This is a genomic window from Paenibacillus sp. FSL R7-0189 (assembly GCF_037969925.1).
Lineage (GTDB): Bacteria > Bacillota > Bacilli > Paenibacillales > Paenibacillaceae > Paenibacillus_AQ > Paenibacillus_AQ odorifer.
On record NZ_CP150223.1, the window covers coordinates 4,068,493 to 4,087,389 of the forward strand.

The 18,897-nt window shown below is 43.9% G+C and carries 21 protein-coding genes; 17 read left to right on the top strand and 4 right to left on the bottom strand.

Annotated elements, in window-relative coordinates; genetic code table 11:
• The first annotated feature begins 150 nt into the window (after positions 1 to 150).
• From MKY63_RS17620 to thiI, 6 genes are all read left to right on the top strand, one after another.
• A complete protein-coding gene (locus MKY63_RS17620) occupies positions 151 to 648 on the top strand; it encodes a YpuI family protein (RefSeq protein WP_036683764.1) in 498 nt (165 codons plus the stop codon).
• 165 nt (positions 649 to 813) lie between these two features.
• Entirely contained in the window at positions 814 to 1,035 is a 222-nt protein-coding gene (locus tag MKY63_RS17625; RefSeq protein ID WP_036683762.1) for a DUF1540 domain-containing protein, read from the top strand.
• 12 nt (positions 1,036 to 1,047) lie between these two features.
• Positions 1,048 to 1,458 (top strand): hypothetical protein, encoded by a 411-nt coding sequence (locus MKY63_RS17630; RefSeq protein WP_036683759.1) that lies wholly within the window; start codon positions 1,048 to 1,050, stop codon positions 1,456 to 1,458.
• Positions 1,459 to 1,645: 187 nt separating this feature from the next.
• Positions 1,646 to 2,350, top strand: a complete 705-nt coding sequence (locus MKY63_RS17635; protein ID WP_038572880.1) for a lytic transglycosylase domain-containing protein — start codon at positions 1,646 to 1,648, stop codon at positions 2,348 to 2,350.
• An 82-nt stretch (positions 2,351 to 2,432) separates the two neighbouring features.
• Entirely contained in the window at positions 2,433 to 3,584 is a 1,152-nt protein-coding gene (locus MKY63_RS17640) for a cysteine desulfurase family protein (RefSeq protein WP_076213934.1), read from the top strand.
• A gap of 9 nt (positions 3,585 to 3,593) precedes the next feature.
• Positions 3,594 to 4,874, top strand: a complete 1,281-nt coding sequence (thiI, locus tag MKY63_RS17645) for a tRNA uracil 4-sulfurtransferase ThiI (RefSeq protein ID WP_256721462.1) — start codon at positions 3,594 to 3,596, stop codon at positions 4,872 to 4,874.
• Between the two features lie 66 nt (positions 4,875 to 4,940).
• Here thiI and MKY63_RS17650 read toward each other — a convergent pair whose 3' ends face one another.
• Complete coding sequence (locus tag MKY63_RS17650) at positions 4,941 to 5,633, bottom strand: TerC family protein (RefSeq protein WP_076098540.1); 693 nt, start codon at positions 5,631 to 5,633, stop codon at positions 4,941 to 4,943.
• Positions 5,634 to 5,805: 172 nt separating this feature from the next.
• Here MKY63_RS17650 and MKY63_RS17655 point away from each other — a divergent pair, with 172 nt between their 5' ends.
• From MKY63_RS17655 to MKY63_RS17680, 6 genes are all read left to right on the top strand, one after another.
• Entirely contained in the window at positions 5,806 to 6,465 is a 660-nt protein-coding gene (locus tag MKY63_RS17655; protein WP_036683728.1) for a TerC family protein, read from the top strand.
• Between the two features lie 220 nt (positions 6,466 to 6,685).
• Complete coding sequence (locus MKY63_RS17660) at positions 6,686 to 7,195, top strand: hypothetical protein (protein WP_076103779.1); 510 nt, start codon at positions 6,686 to 6,688, stop codon at positions 7,193 to 7,195.
• A gap of 205 nt (positions 7,196 to 7,400) precedes the next feature.
• On the top strand, positions 7,401 to 9,242 hold the full coding sequence (typA, locus tag MKY63_RS17665; protein WP_036683723.1) for a translational GTPase TypA: 1,842 nt from the start codon (positions 7,401 to 7,403) through the stop codon (positions 9,240 to 9,242).
• A 129-nt stretch (positions 9,243 to 9,371) separates the two neighbouring features.
• Positions 9,372 to 9,668, top strand: coding sequence for a YlaH-like family protein (locus MKY63_RS17670; RefSeq protein ID WP_036683721.1), 297 nt, complete (start codon positions 9,372 to 9,374; stop codon positions 9,666 to 9,668).
• An 82-nt stretch (positions 9,669 to 9,750) separates the two neighbouring features.
• Complete coding sequence (locus MKY63_RS17675; RefSeq protein ID WP_036683718.1) at positions 9,751 to 10,851, top strand: LCP family protein; 1,101 nt, start codon at positions 9,751 to 9,753, stop codon at positions 10,849 to 10,851.
• Between the two features lie 101 nt (positions 10,852 to 10,952).
• Positions 10,953 to 11,405, top strand: a complete 453-nt coding sequence (locus MKY63_RS17680; protein WP_036683715.1) for a pyridoxamine 5'-phosphate oxidase family protein — start codon at positions 10,953 to 10,955, stop codon at positions 11,403 to 11,405.
• A gap of 56 nt (positions 11,406 to 11,461) precedes the next feature.
• Here the strand turns inward: MKY63_RS17680 and MKY63_RS17685 are convergent, their stop codons facing one another.
• Positions 11,462 to 12,037, bottom strand: a complete 576-nt coding sequence (locus MKY63_RS17685) for a YhcN/YlaJ family sporulation lipoprotein (RefSeq protein ID WP_036683713.1) — start codon at positions 12,035 to 12,037, stop codon at positions 11,462 to 11,464.
• A gap of 107 nt (positions 12,038 to 12,144) precedes the next feature.
• Between MKY63_RS17685 and MKY63_RS17690 the strand changes: the two genes are divergently transcribed.
• Together MKY63_RS17690 and MKY63_RS17695 are read left to right on the top strand one after the other, a co-directional pair.
• Positions 12,145 to 13,476 (top strand): PhoH family protein, encoded by a 1,332-nt coding sequence (locus tag MKY63_RS17690; protein WP_036683710.1) that lies wholly within the window; start codon positions 12,145 to 12,147, stop codon positions 13,474 to 13,476.
• A 208-nt stretch (positions 13,477 to 13,684) separates the two neighbouring features.
• Positions 13,685 to 14,911, top strand: coding sequence for an extracellular solute-binding protein (locus tag MKY63_RS17695; protein ID WP_038572874.1), 1,227 nt, complete (start codon positions 13,685 to 13,687; stop codon positions 14,909 to 14,911).
• On the opposite strand, the gene MKY63_RS17700 is transcribed toward MKY63_RS17695, so the two are convergent.
• Both MKY63_RS17700 and MKY63_RS17705 read right to left on the bottom strand, forming a co-directional pair.
• Positions 14,903 to 16,030, bottom strand: coding sequence for a hypothetical protein (locus MKY63_RS17700; RefSeq protein ID WP_235219499.1), 1,128 nt, complete (start codon positions 16,028 to 16,030; stop codon positions 14,903 to 14,905). The genes MKY63_RS17695 and MKY63_RS17700 overlap by 9 nt on opposite strands.
• Positions 16,031 to 16,170: 140 nt before the next feature.
• Positions 16,171 to 16,407 carry a DUF2626 family protein gene (locus MKY63_RS17705; RefSeq protein WP_036683705.1) on the bottom strand — a complete coding sequence of 79 codons (237 nt, stop codon included), beginning with the start codon at positions 16,405 to 16,407 and terminating at the stop codon, positions 16,171 to 16,173.
• A gap of 345 nt (positions 16,408 to 16,752) precedes the next feature.
• Here MKY63_RS17705 and MKY63_RS17710 point away from each other — a divergent pair, with 345 nt between their 5' ends.
• The 3 genes from MKY63_RS17710 (at position 16,753) to MKY63_RS17720 (ending at position 18,881) form a co-directional block, all read left to right on the top strand.
• Positions 16,753 to 17,403, top strand: a complete 651-nt coding sequence (locus MKY63_RS17710) for an RsfA family transcriptional regulator (protein WP_036683702.1) — start codon at positions 16,753 to 16,755, stop codon at positions 17,401 to 17,403.
• Between the two features lie 107 nt (positions 17,404 to 17,510).
• Positions 17,511 to 18,473 carry a 2-dehydropantoate 2-reductase gene (locus MKY63_RS17715; protein WP_076213938.1) on the top strand — a complete coding sequence of 321 codons (963 nt, stop codon included), beginning with the start codon at positions 17,511 to 17,513 and terminating at the stop codon, positions 18,471 to 18,473.
• Positions 18,474 to 18,494: 21 nt separating this feature from the next.
• Positions 18,495 to 18,881, top strand: coding sequence for a DUF3397 domain-containing protein (locus MKY63_RS17720; protein WP_036683696.1), 387 nt, complete (start codon positions 18,495 to 18,497; stop codon positions 18,879 to 18,881).
• Positions 18,882 to 18,897: the final 16 nt, after the last annotated feature.

Here is an 18,897-nt window from a genome sequence, read left to right on the forward strand (position 1 = left end):
TGTTCTTAATAATTGTTCAGAAGGTTAGACTTCTCTGTGTTCACATCCTGATATTGCAAGAATAAAGAGATACGTCCTTAGGGCGGTTTCTTTCAGAGGATTAACTTTATTGACTACAAGAGCAGGGAATAATAAGGAGGAGCAACCGCTATGTCAGCAGCCAATGTGCAGAAATTATGTGAATCGACGAGAGATAAACTTAAAGTGGTAATCGACAAAATGGAAGTATTTCTAAATGAGCATGCATTGCCTCAGCTTGTAGTTGAGGGAGATGAGGAAACTGTACAATTTTACCAAGGTTTTCTGTCCGATCTTCGTCATCTATTAGTGTTCTCGGAAATGTCATATGAGAAATTAGGCGTTGCGCTGCGTCGTGCGACATTCGATGAATCTTTTGCACAGAAAGCGCTTTATAATGTATATCACTATGGCGTGAACAACTTCTTTTATCCGAAAAATGAAAGCTATTCTGAAGATGGCCGTTACGCTTATACTGGTCAGGATGCAATCCGTTTCCGCAAAAAGCCAGTACGTCCCGCACGTGATATCATCCTAGAAATCACCAAAACGTATGAAGATCTTCGCGATGATCTCATTTATTATGAGAACGACTATTTGACCGAGAAACGTATGCAAAATCAGGTTTAACTTCTAAATAGTGATCTAAAGGGATCAGCACTTTGTCATTTTGTAATGACGATGAGCTGGTCCTTTTTTGCGTGGATTGAAAGCCTGTCTCGATACATCAACTGGAAACCACTCTGTCGAATAGCGGGTAAATGGAGCGGACATAATGAAGCCGAGGTGATAATTATGTCGAGTGAAAAACCATTAGTAAAATGTAGCGTGAGCAATTGTCATTATTGGGGCGAGCATAATTTATGCCGGGCTGAAGAAATTGTCATTGAGATCGATAAGCACGTAGGCAATGGTTATAAGGAAGAATATGCTGAAGAAATGACGAATGAAGGTCACCGCGATCATGCCAGTACATCATCTGCAACATGTTGTCTGACGTTTAAGCCGAACGCTTAGGAGGCCGCCAGAATGGACACAGAAAAGGATAATGAATCAAGCTCATCACGGGAACAATCCGTTCCGAGAAAAGTCATTCTTCGTCCGCGGAGAGTGGACTATCCTCGTCGGGACAGAGAGCATCGCGAAGAATACGCTGCTGAGGTAAATCCGGTTCCAATGCAGGTACGGGATGCCCCGCGTATAGTGGAAGAGCGCAAGGACAGTGAAGCGGAATATAGTGGAAGCCGGGTAATGGGGTATGTTGGACTGGGGATGGGAATCGCCTCATTGTTCATCTGGTCCTTTATTCTCGGACCCATCGCTGCCGTAGTTGGTTATTATTCCTATGTCAAAGAGCAAAAAACGCTTGGGGCATGGGCAATGGGCTTAGGGATTGTTGCGACACTAAGCTACTTCGTGATGATTCCCTTTGCGCGCTAAAAAGAACTGAATTGCTTTGATCTAAACAGGCTTTTAGACCTAAATATCAGGGTCTGAAGTCTGTTTTTTCATTCCAACATATAGCAATAATCTCAGATAAAATGTAAGATTAAGCCGTAATTCATCGAAATTTCAACGCGAAACCTTATATATGATTCGAGTAGGACAAAAAAAGGAGTGCGCCAGCATGCAGATCAATCCCGCTGTAACCGACGGGTTAGGGCAGCTTAAATGGATCAACCTTAAGGCTACAACCGAAAAAACTAGCTCCGCGAATGGAAATGAACGGTCAACGGGGGTTTCAGCTTCTGGATTTGCGACAATGCTTCAGGCAATGTCAACGAGTAGTGAAAGTTCAAGCTATTTGACCTCTCTCCCGGATGCAACTTCAGTCAGCAGCTTGTTATGGCAGCAGATAGGTGGGACAACAGAAACCTTCAATAACATAATTTCCGGGGAAATAACGGGTTCTACACCTACAAGCTATGATGATCTCATCCAGAAGGCGAGTGCTAAATATGGCGTGCCGATTGATCTGATCAAAGCAGTGATTGATACTGAATCTTCGTTTAATCCTAATGTGGTCTCTTCGGCAGGGGCTAAAGGTTTAATGCAGCTTATGGATGGCACCGCGAGCGGCTTAGGGGTTACTGATTCGTTCGATCCGGCGCAAAACATTGATGGCGGCGTACGTTATTTATCTTATCAACTGAAACGCTTTGGCGGAGAGGAAAAGATGGCACTTGCAGCGTACAACGCAGGGCCGGGACGGGTAACAGATCTTGGAGTAACCAATGATCAGGAATTATTGGAGAAACTTAGCCTGCTTCCAAAAGAGACACAGTCTTATATCTTCAAAATAGAACGCGCTCGCGCTCAATACGCGGTATAATAAAAAGGATCAAACGGGAAACACCGTTTGATCCTTTTTCGATAATAAGTTCACTCAACGAAGTAAAGGAGACATTTGACATATGCTTTACTGGGATTATGCCGCCGCTACACCGCCCTATGAAGAAGTGGTGCAGACGATGGAACAAATTATGAAGCTGCATTATGCGAACCCTTCCTCTTTACACCGTGCGGGCAGTGAAGCGGGTAAGCTGATCAGACGGTCGCGTGAAGTATGCGCTGCTGCTTTATCTGTACAACCGCAGGAGATTCTATTTACTTCTGGTGCAACGGAAAGCAATAATTTGGCGATAAAAGGCGCTGCTCTGCAATATCAGACTAGAGGCCGCCATTTGGTAACTACAGAAATAGAGCATCCCTCTGTATATGAGAGTTTCCTGCAATTGCAGCGAATGGGCTGGGAGGTTACTTTTGTAGCACCCGATAGCACTGGCGTTGTTGATCCTGAGCGCGTAGCTGCTGCTGTCCGGCGCGACACAGTGCTTGTTAGTGTGATGCATGTCAATAACGAGATTGGAACGATACAACCGCTTAAAGAGATGGGTAAGCTGATTAAAGCTGTGAATCCGCGAACCTTATTTCATGTAGATGGTGTTCAGGGATATGGTAAGCTTGCAGTTGATCTAAAGGATTGGCAGGTGGATCTTTATAGCCTGTCTCCTCATAAGCTTCGAGGCCCACGTGGAGTGGGATTACTGTATATCAAAGATGGAATTAAGCTATTCCCATTGCTTACAGGGGGCTCTCATGAAGAAGGACAACGCGCTGGAACTGAAAATGTACCTGCGATTGTCGCATCCTCCAAAGCTATCCGCATGAGTGGTGAGCAGCGCGAACCCTTCGTTGCCCAGTTGGTTCCACTCCGAGATCGATTATTACGCTTCTTGCGCACCGTTCCTGAATTTGTTATAAACAGCAGAGAGGATGGAGCTCCCCATATTGTGCATTTCTCTTACCCTGGCATGAAGGGAGAGGTATTCGCCCGCAAGCTGGAGGAACTGGGGATGGTAGTCTCCACCCGCTCGGCTTGCTCCTCACGACTGGCTGAGCCTAGTCGTGTGTTATTGTCTATGGGTAAAGATGTCTCCAGTGCTTTAGGTGGGATTCGTATTAGCCTTGGCGACAGTCATACAGATGAGGATGTCTCTGCGCTTGAGCAAGCATTAACCACTGCGGTACAAGCTTTAAAGATTGCTGAAGGAGGAATGAAGTAACAAATGAGCATGATGAACAAGGAATCTGCAGAAGGCAGAGCCCATAGTATAGAATACGCTGATATGCTGCTCCTGCGTTTTGGGGAGTTTACTTTAAAGGGCAAAAATCGTACCCGATTTGAAAAAACCGTACTGCGTCATGTGAAGGAATTGATTAAGCCTTATCCAAACGTAGTTCTGAGCAAGGAATTCGGAAGAATTTACGTGGAACTGAACGGGGAATCTGCGATTGAATTGGTACAAGCACTGAAGAATGTCTTTGGCATTGCTTCTGTCAGTCCAGTGAAGGTTTCTAAGTCAGAGCTTGAGGATATTGTAGCGGTAAGCCGTCAATTTTTGGAGATAATCGCGCCTGCTCCGGGCACCAGATTTAAGGTTAATGCTCGGCGGGTATGGAAAGAGTTCCCTTACGGCTCCATTGAGATGAATAAACTGATCGCGACACCACTATTGCAAGGATATCCTGGCCTCACCGTAGACGTTAAATCGCCTGAATTAGAGCTGAGGGTCGAAATTCGTCAGGGACATACTTATATTTTCTGTGAAAATATTGCCGGTGTAGGTGGATTTCCATTAGGCACTAACGGAAAAGCGATGTTGTTGCTGTCCGGTGGCATTGATAGTCCCGTAGCAGGCTGGTCATCCATGCGGCGCGGACTTGAAGTGGAGTGCGTGCATTTCTACAGTTATCCTTATACAAGCGAGCTTGCTAGACAAAAGGTTGTGGATCTTGCGCGAGTATTGTCACGCTATGCGGGTGTAATCAAGCTGCATCTGGTACCCTTTACAGAAGTGCAGACTTCCTTTACCGGCATCGGCCAGGATAATCTGATTATTACACTGATGCGGCGGGCAATGCTGAGAATTACTACCCAGCTTGCGGAGCGCGAAGGTGCATTGGCGATTGTAACCGGGGATAGTCTGGGACAAGTCGCTAGCCAGACCTTGCCAAGCATGAACGTGATTGGCCGGGCGACAACCCTCCCCCTTCTGCGTCCGCTGGTAATGATGGACAAAAGTGATATCGTGGACCTGTCGAAGAACATCGGCACCTATGAGTTGTCTATCCTTCCTTATGAGGATTGTTGTACTTTATTTGTTCCAAAATCACCTACAACAAATCCGAATTTACGGATTGTGGATAAGATAGAGGCTACGCTTCCGGGATATTCTGAACTTCTGGAAGCGGCGATTGAAGCCACAGAGACCGTGTTAATCACTCCTTATGGAGATGAGAAGCCTAGTGATGTTGTAAGTGTCGAGGCGGGATTACAGGAAGAATGGTTCTAAAATAATAAACCAAAAAACTGCCTTGGAGTGTAGTGAAATCTACGTTCTGAGGCAGTTTTTTGTGGTTTAGACGATTGTGCCCTCCTGAGGCTCTTCTGGTTTTGATTGGCGTTTCCAATGTCCCGCTGCCAAGATACCTATAATGATCACGATTATAAACAGATATTTGAGCAGCGGATGATGATCAAAAAATGGCGCAAGCTGATGTTCATCTGTCATCATACTTGAAGCAGTAAAGCCTAAGACAGCAGAACCAATATAAATGATCCATGGATATTTGTTGATTAATTTAATAAAAAGGGTACTTCCCCACACCACGATGGGAACACTGATCAGCAGTCCTATGATAACCAGTGAGATATTATGCTTGGCAGCTCCGGCAATGGCGATCACATTATCAAGGCCCATGGCAGCATCAGCTAAAATGATTGTACCTACAGCGGACCACAAGCTTTGACCTGCCTTGATATCTGTTGAAGTGTTCTCACTGGTTAACAGCTTATAGGCAATCAGAATGAGTAAAATCCCTCCGGCAAGCAGTAACCAGGGGATTTTCAACAGCCATACGACCAGAATCGTTGCGAAGATCCGCAACACTACAGCGCCTGCTGTTCCAAATACGATAGCCTTTTTTTGCGTGTCGGACGGTAAATTACGCGCTGCAAGTCCGATCACAATGGCATTATCTCCCGCCAGAATAAGATCTAGAAAAATAATGTTGAGCAGCGATAATATAAACTCCCAGATGGATGTATTCAAAGCGAAGTCACTCCCAAGTTTTGTTAGATTGAGCTGCAAAATATGCTTAGTTTTGTATACGCAAAAAAAGGAGCCAACATGCGTTCACGCTCAAAAAAAGTTGGACAGGAAGCATAGCTTGTCATTTCCGAACATACAAGTAGTTACATGTGACTCGGGGAGGTAAGTGCGAATGGATTCATTATTGCTCCTTGGTGAAATATTGATGATCAATCTGGTGCTGAGCGGAGATAATGCAATGGTTATCGCAATGGCCAGCAAGGATCTTTCGGCGAAGCACCGAAAGACTGCGGTATGGTGGGGCTCAGCAGGCGCAGTTGTTCTGCGGTGTTTGCTTACTTTTGTTGCGGTATTGCTATTAAAAATCCCTTATATTCAGGCTGGAGGGGGGATGCTGCTGCTATGGATAGCGTTCAAGCTGCTGTTGGAGGAAGAGGAGGATCTCAGAGTAAGGGAATCTTCCTCAGTCTGGAAAGCAATCCGAACGATTCTTGTAGCGGACTTTATTATGAGCCTGGATAATGTACTAGCCATTGCGGGAGTAGCTAAAGGAGATTTAGCTTTAATTGTCATCGGGATTGCTCTCAGCATTCCGATAGTAGTGTGGGGAAGCGGCATCATTGTAGGCTGGCTGCACCGGTTTCCAGTGCTCGTATTTATCGGTGCTTATATACTGGCGTTTACAGCAGGGGATATGTTGCTTCAGGATGCAAAATTAGGGACAATGCTCTCCTTTTTATTCCCCTCCTTACATTCCTTTTTGCCCATTGCCTTAGGCATATTAGTTGTGGTTACGGGAGCAATTAAACGCAGAAAAACATCTGCAGGTTAATAAATTGCAATAAAAGGCAATACTAAACGGACATCTCCATAAATTGGAATTGTCCGTTTTTTTTGCGCGATCAGAAGTGCTTATAGACACTGATTAATCACAGGGAGTGATGGCATTTTGTGTATGTTTCGGATAATATATGAGTAAGAATCCTGTCGCTTTCAGGCTATAAGGTGACGAGGAAATGAGGTAGACGTGAAATTGAAGGGATGGGTGAAGGATGTCTTCAAAGAAAGATATACAGCTAGGAATTTTTATTGTTGCTGCTGGCATCGTGATTTTATTAGGTAAGCTGGGCGTCTTCGGATTTTTGGGCCGCGCGCTTTGGCCTCTAGTGATTTTAATTCCAGGAATAGTGCTGCACATGTTATTTTTCAGCCGTCGTGCTTCGGCCTCGGTATTGGTTCCTGCTGGGATATTAACGGTGTACGGTTTGTTGTTTGGCCTTTGCAATATTTGGGGATGGGGGCTTATGAGTAACTTATGGCCTGTGCTGTTGCTTGGTCTTGCCGTGGGCTTGTATGAATATTCTATCTATGAACCAAGACGGACGGGTGGACTGTCAGCAATTGCTGTAACATTAGGCTTACTAAGCCTTGTACTTTGTATTTTCAGCCTTATGGGTACCGGCGCGATCTACCTGATCGGGATTGTATTAATAGCTGCAGGAATTTGGCTGATTACCGGTCGAGGCAGAGCACGTGGCCGGAATAGATGGTACCGAAGTTAATTGCTGTAGGATCTTGTGAAAAAAAACGGAAATTGGTAACTGTTTTTTCATAAAAAGACTTGCTTTTCATGGTACTTTCACTATAATATTAATGTTATGTTGAAGCGTCGGCTTTCTGCCTGGCGCTTCTTTTGTGAGACTGCCGTGACATGCTATGAATTTTAACAGTTTTAATTTGATAAATGAGAGGATTTGGATACAAATCATGCATTCAAGAAAAGATATTCGCAACATTGCGATCATTGCCCACGTTGACCATGGCAAAACAACACTCGTCGATCAGCTCCTTCAACAATCGGGGATCTTCAGCGCCCATGAGCACTTGCAAGAACGTGCTATGGACTCTAATGATATCGAGCGGGAACGTGGAATTACAATCCTAGCTAAAAATACAGCAATTACTTATAAAGAGTTTTTGATCAACATTGTGGATACACCGGGACATGCTGACTTCGGTGGCGAAGTAGAACGGATCATGAAAATGGTTGACGGTGTATTGCTGGTTGTTGATGCTTATGAAGGCTGCATGCCGCAAACGAAATTCGTTCTGCGTAAAGCATTGGAACAAAAACTTACACCGATCGTTGTCGTGAACAAGATTGACCGTCCAGCTGCTCGTCCTAAGGAAGTTATTGATGAAGTGCTCGATTTGTTCATCGAACTTGAAGCAAATGACGAACAATTGGAATTCCCGGTTGTTTATGCATCTGCTCTTAATGGTACATCAAGCATGGATCCTGAGAAACAAGATGAAACGATGCTTTCGCTCTACGAAACCATCGTTGAACATATTCCAGCTCCAACCGAAAGTGTTGAAGAACCGCTTCAATTCCTCGTAACGTTGATGGATTATAACGAATACTTGGGTCGTATTGCGATTGGACGTGTTAACCGCGGTGTGATCAAACAAGGTCAATCTGTAACAGTTATTATGCGTGATGGTAAGAGCAAAACTGCACGTATCGAGAAATTGTTCGGCTTCCAAGGTTTGAAACGTATTGAAACAGAGCAAGCGGGCGCAGGGGATATCGTTGCTATTGCAGGGATCAAGGACATCAACATTGGTGAGACCATTGCTGATCCTGCAAACCCTGAAGCACTTCCAGTTCTGAAGATTGACGAGCCAACCATGCAAATGACATTCCTAGTGAATAACAGTCCTTTTGCTGGTAAAGAAGGTAAATGGGTAACTTCCCGTAAACTACGTGAGCGTCTCTTTAAAGAACTTGAAACAGATGTGAGCTTGCGAGTGGAAGAAACTGATAGTCCTGACGCATTTATCGTTTCTGGACGCGGTGAGCTTCACCTTGGTATTCTGATCGAGAATATGCGTCGTGAAGGTTACGAAATGCAAGTTTCTAAACCACAAGTAATCATTAAAGAAATCGACGGTGTCAAAATGGAGCCGCTTGAGCGTCTAATGATTGATATTCCAGAAGAAAGCATGGGCTCTGTTATGGAGAGTCTGGGTACTCGTAAAGCCGAAATGGTGAATATGATTAACAACGGTACGGGTCAAGTACGTCTGGAGTTCCTGATTCCTGCACGTGGTTTGATTGGTTACAACACTTACTTCTTGACTTTGACACGCGGTTACGGCGTTATGAACCATGCTTTTGACAGCTATGCTCCACTGGTTGCTGGTCAAGTTGGCGGACGTCATCAAGGTGTGCTTGTAGCAAGTGAGACTGGATCAACAACTCAATACGGAATCGTGGGTGTTGAGGATCGTGGTATTCTCTTCTTGGATGCAGGTACAGAAATTTATGAAGGTATGATCGTAGGTGAGCATACCCGTGATAACGATATTATCGTTAACATCTGTAAGGAAAAAGCACTTACCAACATGCGTACCTCAGGCAAAGATGATACTGTAAAAATGAAGACACCACGCACCTTCTCTTTGGAAGGCGCACTTGAATATTTGAACGATGATGAATATTGTGAAATTACACCTAAATCCATTCGTTTGCGTAAAAAGATTCTGAACAAAGGCGAACGCGAACGTGTAGAGAAACAACGTAAAACAGCACAAGCCAACGCGTAAACACATGCTTTTGAATAAGACCGCCGGATTATTGCATCCGGCGGCTTTTTTTAATATAAGAAACAAAAAATTCCCCTACTGATGATATAATGTAAACGTATCTTAAATTTGGGAGGAGTGCGGTTATCTATGCAGGTGTGGTTCGCTGAGCATCCAATCGTCGCTTATATTGTTATCTTTATATTGCTTACTTTTGTTTATAATCAAGTCTTTCGTGTGAATCAAAAGTTATCGATTGGCAAGGAAATCATGCTCTACATAATGATGGCGATTGGCTCTGGCATGCTCCTAATTTTCCAACATGATAAGCTTCCGATTATCCAATGTCTGTTGGTTGCTGTCGGATTAATGCTGATGGTACGGATACGTTATATAGTAGAAGCTCGACAGAAGAGAAAGGCCGCAGCAGCAGCGAAGAGATCGTAATCGCAACTTTTGTACCTTAAGGATCGTCTAATTAATGTAGCAATTCTAATTCTAAATGAAATGAAAAGGACTTTATTCTATTATGAGTACAAGAAACAGCGGTTTACCTCCAAGAGCAAACGGGCAACAACCTACTAATAGAAAACAGCCTGTGAAGGGTGTTTCTAAGAAAAAAACGAAAAAGAAAGTGAAAAAGAGAGGTTTTTTTGGCAGATTAGTTAGAGTATTGTTAACTTTGCTAATTATTGCGATCCTCGGCGTGCTGGGTTATGGCGGTTATCTGTATTGGAAGCTTGAGCATGGCGTATTTAATGCAGGGGTTGAGGGTACGGTTGCTCCAGGGCAATCCGCTTCAGAAAAGCCACTGACGATGCTTATACTGGGAACGGATAACAGACCTAAACACGAGTCTTATTTGACTGACGTAATCATGGTTGCAGCACTTAATCCTAAGACCAAATCAGCGACCATAGTTTCGCTTCCTCGTGATACCTATGTGGAGCTAAGCGGCTATAAGAAAACGAAGATTAATGAATTTTATGCTCGCTTCAAGGGTAAGGAGAAATCCTCCGGTCTACTGGCTGAAGACGAGATGAAGACGATGATGGGTAAGTATTTGGACATTGATGTAGATTATACAACGATTCTTGATTTTCAGGGCTTCCGGGATGTGGTGGACGAGCTTGGGGGAGTCGAAGTAAATATTAGTGAAAATATGTGTTATACAGACACTGTGGACGGCACGAATATCAATCTGAAAAAGGGTCCGGCAGAGCTGGATGGAAAAAATGCATTGGACTATGTGCGGTATCGTAAATCCAATTGCAAGCCTAAGACTAACGCTTCAGATGATTTTGATCGCAACAAACGCCAGAACGAAGTCCTGAACAGTCTGGTGGATCAGATGCAATCGCTTGGTGGCGTATTGAAAATCGGCAAGGTGCTTGATGCAGTGGACAGTAACATGAAGACAGATATCGAAAATTCGCAAATCAAAGATATGATTGCGACGTATTGGAAGATTTCCAAAGAGAATATCGAATTCAAGCCGGTTACTGGTACGTGGCGAAGTCCATATGTATATATTAATGATGAGGAGTTGGAGGCCGCTAAGAAAAGCTTGCAGGATCGAATTGCAGGAATTTCCACTGGAGCTGATTCGACAACTGCTGAGGCGCCTTGAGGACCTTAATATCTTCCATAGCTAAAATTGAATGCAAGTTTCAGCCTGTGCTATAATATAATAAATCGAATGAATTAACGTCGCATAGGGGGCCAGTACTTATGTCCGAAGCCGTTGCTCAGCTGAATGAAACTTTGCTATCGATGCTGCAATCGGAAACCTTTGTTCTTCTAAACACAGTTGATGCGGAGACAGGCGGTCCTACATCCACAGCTATTTCGTGGCTTTATGCTGTTAGTCCTAGTACTGTGCGTTTGGCTATTGATCATCGTTCAAGACTTGTGAATAATATGAAGGTTAATCCATTAATAACTATAACAGTGTTTGGTGAAGGAACTGTCTATGCCATTAACGGTAGTGCTGCTGTAAGGCAGGACCCGCTAGAGGATGTTCCCTTTAAGATGTGCTGTTTTGATGTTGAAATTAAAGCGGTCCGCAACGCGCTTTTTTACGGCGCGCAGCTTGACTCCGCCCCAAGATATGCGAAAGTTTATGATGGACGTGCCGCTGAGAAGTTGGACGGACAAGTATTTGCTGCCATGAAAAAAGCCTAGTGAAAATATCACTGGGCTTTTTTTGAATTCTAAGGACTTCTTTTGTCCTTTATCCACTACTGTGCATTTCTTTGCGGCTTGGTATCCTCTGGCAGCTGTGGCATGATTCGTCCGATAATATCAGCCAGCTCGGATGAGAATCCGGAAATCGGATGTCCCTTGGAGATATGGCGGCTCATTTCCGCTAATCTGCTGGAGAGATCCATATCCGCTGTGACAAGCGCCCGTACACTTCTTGGGTCTTTGCGGATAGCTTCTGCTACAGAATATTTGATGCTTCCTACACGTGAGCGGCCTAGAGAACCTTCTACATCAAGACCAACAATGGCAACTTTGTTCATGACTACACAGTGTGCGCCATTTACACCGGGAACTCTTTTGGCCAACTGTTCAAAATGATCCTTAAGTGCAATTTCATTTTCTCCATTAACATTGACGGCTTGACCAGCTTTTGAGGTGGCTTTAGGATTAGTCGCACCATCATTGGACAATTGCCGAACCTCATGGTTCCCCGTACCCTTTACAGCATTCGCAGATTGTTTATTCTGAGGAGAGGGTGATGTCTTTTTATTAGCGATACCGCAGCTTGTCAGTAGCAGCAGTACCAGCAACAGACATATTGATTTTCTCATATGTGATTACTCCTTTCAGCCAATGAATCGTTTCTGTACCTTATCTTTTCCCTTGGCGGAAAGAGTTATGTATGATCAATCAAACCAGGCGCTGTGGAGGGGATAATATGAACAAGATATTTGTGCTAGATACCAACGTGCTTTTGCACGACCCCAATTCAATTTTCTCTTTCAAGGAGCATGAGGTGGTTATTCCGGCTGTTGTGCTGGAAGAAATCGACTCCAAGAAGCGCAATGCTGACGAAATCGGTCGGAATGCCCGTACGGTATCCCGATTGCTCGATGGACTCCGGGAACTAGGTCATCTGCATAGCGGTGTGGAACTGGAGCATGGAGGCAAGCTGAAGGTAGAACTTAACCATCGCAGTTTTGTGAAGGTACAGGAAATGTTTGGTGAGGTGTCTAACGACAATCGGATTTTGGCTGTTGCGCTCAATTATTTGAATGAAGAGAATGAGAAGCCTGATCCGCGTCCCGTTGTGCTTGTGAGCAAGGATGTACTGGTTCGTATTAAAGCGGATGTACTTGGAATTACGCCAGAGGATTATTTGTCAGATCGTACTGGAGACTTAAATGAACTATACACTGGTTACCAATCTCTGCAGGTGCATCCCGCATTGATTGATGAATATTATAGTCACCGCTCTCTGACGGTAAAACAGCTCGCGTTGTCGTATCCGTTGTACCCTCATGAATTTGTGATTCTCAAGGATGAGATTGGCACTGGCAAATCAGCTCTTCTAAAAGTGAATAGTGATGCCACACGTCTGGAGCCACTCTATCTGGGCAATGATTCGGTTTGGGGGATCAGCGCCCGTAATGCTCAACAACGAATGGCACTGGAGCTGCTGCTAAATGATGAAATCCCGCTCGTAACGATCACGGGTAAGGCTGGGACAGGGAAGACGTTATTGGCGCTTGCAGCCGGACTATTCAAAGTGGAGGATGAACATAAATACAAAAAATTGCTTATCGCCCGTCCGGTTGTTCCTATGGGTAAGGACATTGGTTACTTGCCCGGTGAGAAGGATGAGAAGCTTAGACCCTGGATGCAGCCTATTTATGATAATCTGGAATTCCTGTTCGATACCAAAAAAGCTGGCGATATCGATAAAATCTTAATGGGGTTAGGCAGTATACAGGTAGAAGCCTTAACCTATATTCGCGGCCGTTCAATCCCATCACAGTTCATTATTATTGATGAGGCGCAGAACCTTTCCCGTCATGAGGTGAAGACCATTGTCTCCAGAGCGGGAGAAGGAAGTAAAGTCATTCTAATGGGCGATCCGGAGCAAATCGATCATCCATATCTGGATGCTGCGAGCAACGGACTGAGCTATATCGTGGAGAAGTTTAAGCAGCAAGGGATTAGCGGACATATTACTTTGGAAAAAGGTGAACGTTCCCGCTTGGCGCAATTGGCCGCGGATCTACTCTAGCCGTTCATGAATCCAATTTTCAGCCGGGAGAAGCAAACACTCCCGGCTTTTTCCTGCCCGCTCGGAAACGGCAGAGGAATTTAGGAGGTTATGGTTCTTAGAGCGTTTCACCCATATAATAGAAAGAGAACGGTTTCACAAACTAAAGACAAGCACCGGAGGGTTTGGTAAAATAGGGGAGACCAATCAAAAGGGAAGGTGGGAAATCGTGCTGAAACGCAAAAATTATTGGCTGCTTTTTGCAATTTTACTACTATCGCTGACAAGCCTGTCGCCCAGTATGGAATTGAGTACCAGTAACGATCCACGTCCTATGAAAAGACCGCAAAGTCAGTCGACCAATCCCTCTTCCGGAGATGAGGGAACTATAGATAGCTTACATATAAGAGTATCGTTAAATAGCGAAGAATTTAGTGAACTGGAGCTCCTTAGCAACCGTTATACCTTAGAAAGTGGAGTAAAGGTTATTTTAAGCAATGTGGATATTGAGGATGCCGATGAGGTATTGAAGCATGATTTAACGATCGGGGACAGCCCGGATATAGTCATGGCAGATGGACGAAGCATACTGGACTGGGCCACACGTGGATATTTATTGCCGATGGATGTGTATCAGAGCGTTCCGGGGAGTGCACCGTTAACACAGTTGATCCCCTTGATGCAGTGGAATGGATATAATTGGGGAGTCCCGTTAGATATAGATCCTTACGTGCTCGTTTATTCCCCACAACGGCTGGCGGAGCTGGGTTTTAATGCATTACCCAAAAGCCTCGAAGAGTGGAATATCCTGCTTCAGAATGTGCTTAAAGAGCAAGGAAAATATTTACTCGCGATGGATACCCGTAATCCTTATGGATTGTCAGCGGTAATGGAGAGCATGAATAGCAGCTTGTTAGCAGATAACCAAGAAGTGTTGAATTGGACTCAGAACGCCCGCAGTTATTTTTATCTCACCAGCCGCTACAATAAAGATGTCTGGGATATGCTACAAGGAGGTAGTGTCGCGGTTGCTTCTTTACCGTTATCCGAGTGGCAGAAGCATGGTAATTCATCCCTTGCTGCTGTTCCGGCGCTGACTGCCAATAACGGAGGTGGGTTTGAATCCTGTTACAGTCGATCTTTTGCCCTTCCAGCTCAATCTCAAAGTCCAAAGGAAGCTGTGAATTGGCTGACTTTTATCACCTCAGAGGATGCTCAGCTGGAATGGTTGGAGAATACGGGGAGCTTGCCGGCGCTTGATGTTCTTTATCGTTCGGAGCATGCTTTTAAATACAAACTTCCTTTCGATGTTGAGCTATTGCTGACAGAAGAAACCGCCCCGGAGGATGAGTCACAGGGCGGCTGGAGTAAGGTTGTTGAAGCTGTATCATTACTATTAACAGGGCAGATAGATGCGGAAGGCTACAAAGAATATCTAAAAGAAGGTCTAAAATGAAATGGAAAGCTTAACATGCAAGACGCCCTCTTGGCTATCTACTGCCGTGGCACGAAGGAAAGATACTATTTTTCCAGGATAAAAGCCTAAGTCAAATTCTTCTTCCAACGTTTTTCTTGTCGTGTCAGGCAATTCAAGACCATTAAATACAATATGATCGACTTGGAATATAAGGCCGTTGATCGGTTCTTCCTGAATGGTGTAGTGACCGGTCAGTGAAAGAGCTAGCGCTCCGCTTTTTCCAGTGGCAGTAATTGAACCGTCATTGAAATGAAAGGCGAAGTCTTTAAACAGCGAATTCTGTGATTGCAAAAATTCATTCAAATCCTCTTCCTTCAGGTTTAGCTCATAAGTCATTCCCTTTCGAGTCAGTACACCCTCTCGATTCTGAACAAACTGTGGTAGTTTATTCATTGCGGAGGATAACGCCTTGAAATATGTTTTTACCTCGTGCAGGCCGATATTCTCCCAATATAATGTGAATTCTTTAAGTAGAGTACTCATATTTTCAGGATCGCTGCTATTTTTAATCCCACCCTCAATTTCCTTGTTGAGCGCGTTTACCCGAACTTGCTGTTCCTCCAGAGCCGTGCGCAGCCGGGCGAGCTCTTCCGAGTTTCGCTTCGCAGTCTGAATGGTATCCTTCAAATCCTTATATTGTTCTTCATATTGTGAGAGAATATCGCGGTCATTCCCAATAATAATCTCATAATAATCGAACAGAGCCAGGAATCTGCTGATACTTTTTGCTGAAAAAAACGCGACCAGAAGATTATCTCTATCCCCCATATAATAAGAACGCACAACTGCACCTGCCCGTTCCTGTTGGTCCGCAATGGCTGTTTTTTTCTGGGTAGCTTGTCTGTTCAAGCTTTCTACCTTTTGTTCAAGCGCTTTTTGTTCGGCTGTAATCTTGATGATTTCACGTTCAATTTCTGCAGAAGACAAGGTCTGTTCAAGTAGTTTACGGGTTTCTTCATTATCTGGTATAGCAGAGTTGAAAAAATCACCGCTAGGATCGGCAGACAAGTACTTCACAGGTTGTAACGGAAACAAAGTACAGCAGAAGAGAATTAGTATGGTTGCAATCATGCGGCTTTGTAAATTGCGGGAGCGCACCACACCACCACCTTTTTTTTGAAATGATATATGTATGTACTAATAATATGTTTAACCCTTCTAAAATAGCATACAAACAAAAAAACGGAAGTGATCCTTATAAGATAAGGACCTCATCCGCTCTAAAAGAGTACTGCAATTTATAGTGGAAGACCCATTTGAAAGATCGTCCAATAACTAAATCCGGTGAAAGTCAGAATCATGTATGCCCAGAAGAGAAGAACATAAGTTTTTTCAGTAAATTTCATATAGCCAAGTATTACGAAAAATGCTGTTTGCAAAAAGAAAAGCAAGGCCATTTCTGTTAGACCTCCGGCGAAAGCCATCAATCCAATAGCTAATGTGAAAAAACCTAATACCCGAAACATGCGGTCCAAGAGAGAGTCCCCCTTCCAGTATGTATCTCACGAATATTCCTTCGATTTATTATACCCTCAACATAATTATGTGTAAACGAATTCATTGAAAAAAATGCACTAATCTTCAAAAAATGTGATTTTTATAATTGACCTGAGTGATTAGCGCTTTAAAAAAGAGAATTTATAGTTTTATGCGTATGATGTACGCAGATAATGGAAATACAAATTAGTATCAAATAGATTCTATGAACTCTATGAGAAGCATAGAAATGGAGTAAGCAGCTTTTATCCCTATTCACTACCCGGCAGAACTGCCGGTTATGGAGATGGTTATTTCATGACGTTGTTAGGAGGTTTGGCTTTATGACAGCCGTTAGACAGGACGCTTGGAGTGCAGAAGATGATCTAATATTGGCAGAAGTAACTTTGCGACACATTCGGGAGGGCAGCACACAGCTTGCCGCTTTTGAAGAGGTGGGTGAAAAAATCGGCAGAACTTCGGCCGCTTGCGGATTCCGCTGGAACAGTTGTGTTCGGAAAAGTTATGAAGGTGCAATCGGTATTGCTAAAGGGCAGCGTCAAAAGCGTAGCTACCTGAAAAAGCAGCCGTCAGTAAGAGGAGCGCAAGTAGCTGGTCTGATTCTGGGTGATGTCGATGAGGAATTTGGACGCGGTGAGGGATTAAGTGAAAACACATTATCCATCGATGCGGTCATTCGTTTCTTAAGGCAATGGAAGGGTACGATCCAGGAAGCAGGACGTCAGCTGAAAATGCTGGAAAGAGACCTGCGCGAGAAGGAAGATGAATTAACAGAATTACGATCTGAGAATGAGCGGTTGTCTAAAGAGGTTAATCTTGCTCAAAGCGACTACCGGGTAGTCAACGATGATTACAAAGCTTTAATTCAGATTATGGATCGTGCTCGCAGGCTTGCTTTCTTAAATGAAGAAGAAGAAGAAATGAAGACTCGTTTCAAAATGGATGGTAACGGAAATTTAGAACGCATTGAATAAACGATAGGTTAACTAACAATCCCGCAAGTGGTCTGCTTTTTAAGCACCACTTGCGGGGTTTTTGGTATACTTAGAAAAATTGTGCTTAAGATCAGCAGGAGGGTTATATGAAAATTGATATAATTGGTGCAGGTTCACTCGGGCTGCTGCTGGCAGGGAGATTGATCCAAGCCGGGAATGATGTGAGACTGTGGGGCCGAGGGATAGAACAATGCCAACGATTAGGGCGTGATGGCTTAACGGTTACCTACGAGGATGAACGCGAGCCGATAACAATTTCGGAAGATCAGTTTGTATCCGCGCCAATAGGGGAGTTCGCTGGTGCTTATCTGGAAGAGCCGAGTGATTGGATCGTGGTGACGGTTAAACAGAATACTCTACATAATGATTTGCCTGAATTTCTATCCCTACTTAAGGAAGAGCAAGTACATATGATATGTTTTCAGAATGGTACAGGACATATGGAGATGTTGGGGGGCTTGTTGCCGGACGCCAATTTATATGTAGCTGTGACTACGGAGGCTGCGAAGCGCAAATCATTAACTGAGGTCATTCATGCAGGAGCAGGGGAGGTGTGGATAGGAAAATGGAGCTCAGGGGATGGACAAGCTCATAGCATACATAATGATTTAAAAGCGAATAATTTAATAGAAGTTCTCATAATGGCAGGATTCGCAGCCTTTTTGTCGAATGAAGTGGATACCATGATTTACCGGAAGCTCTTGATCAATGCCGTTATTAATCCACTCACGGCGATTTGGCGTATTCCAAATGGGGAGCTGCTGTCTTCAGAGCAACGCCTCCAATTAATGAAGGAAGTTTTTGAAGAAGCAACAATGGTGTATGATTTCTGTGAAATTACTTATGATAAGGATGCTTGGGATAACATCCTTCAGGTATGCCGGTTAACGTCTGGCAATATTTCATCTATGCTGGCAGATGTACTTGCTTCAAGAACCACAGAAATTCGTTGGATCAATGGAAGTCTTGTAGAAATGGCAGAACGATCTGGAGTGTCGGCACCATTAAATCGCTGGCTCTGCCAATTAGTAGAAGGTATTGGGGTATGATCTCTGGGGAGAGGTGAAGCTATGGGACTGCTGATGGATTCGGTTATTACTTTAAGCGTTATTCCGATTGTGCCGTTTTTGATTGTTTTTTTCATTGGAAAAGGCTTAAAAAAAGATAAAAAGAAAACTTTTATGCTCGCTATGGACGTGACCACATTTTTTTTATTATTGTCGGTCTCCGCATTGTTTAATAACATCTTTAATTCCGGTTTTGGGTTTTACCTTATACTAATTATTGTATTAATATCCGCTGGACTGATTGGCGGAGCTCAAAATCGGATGAAAGGAAAGGTAGATGGGAAGCGGTTATTTCGGGCAGTTTGGAGACTTTCGTTCTTTTTTATGAGCGTCGGATATTTATTATTTATGTTTGTTGGGCTAATTACCTACATATCACAAGCGATGTAACGTTCCACTGCTTCGG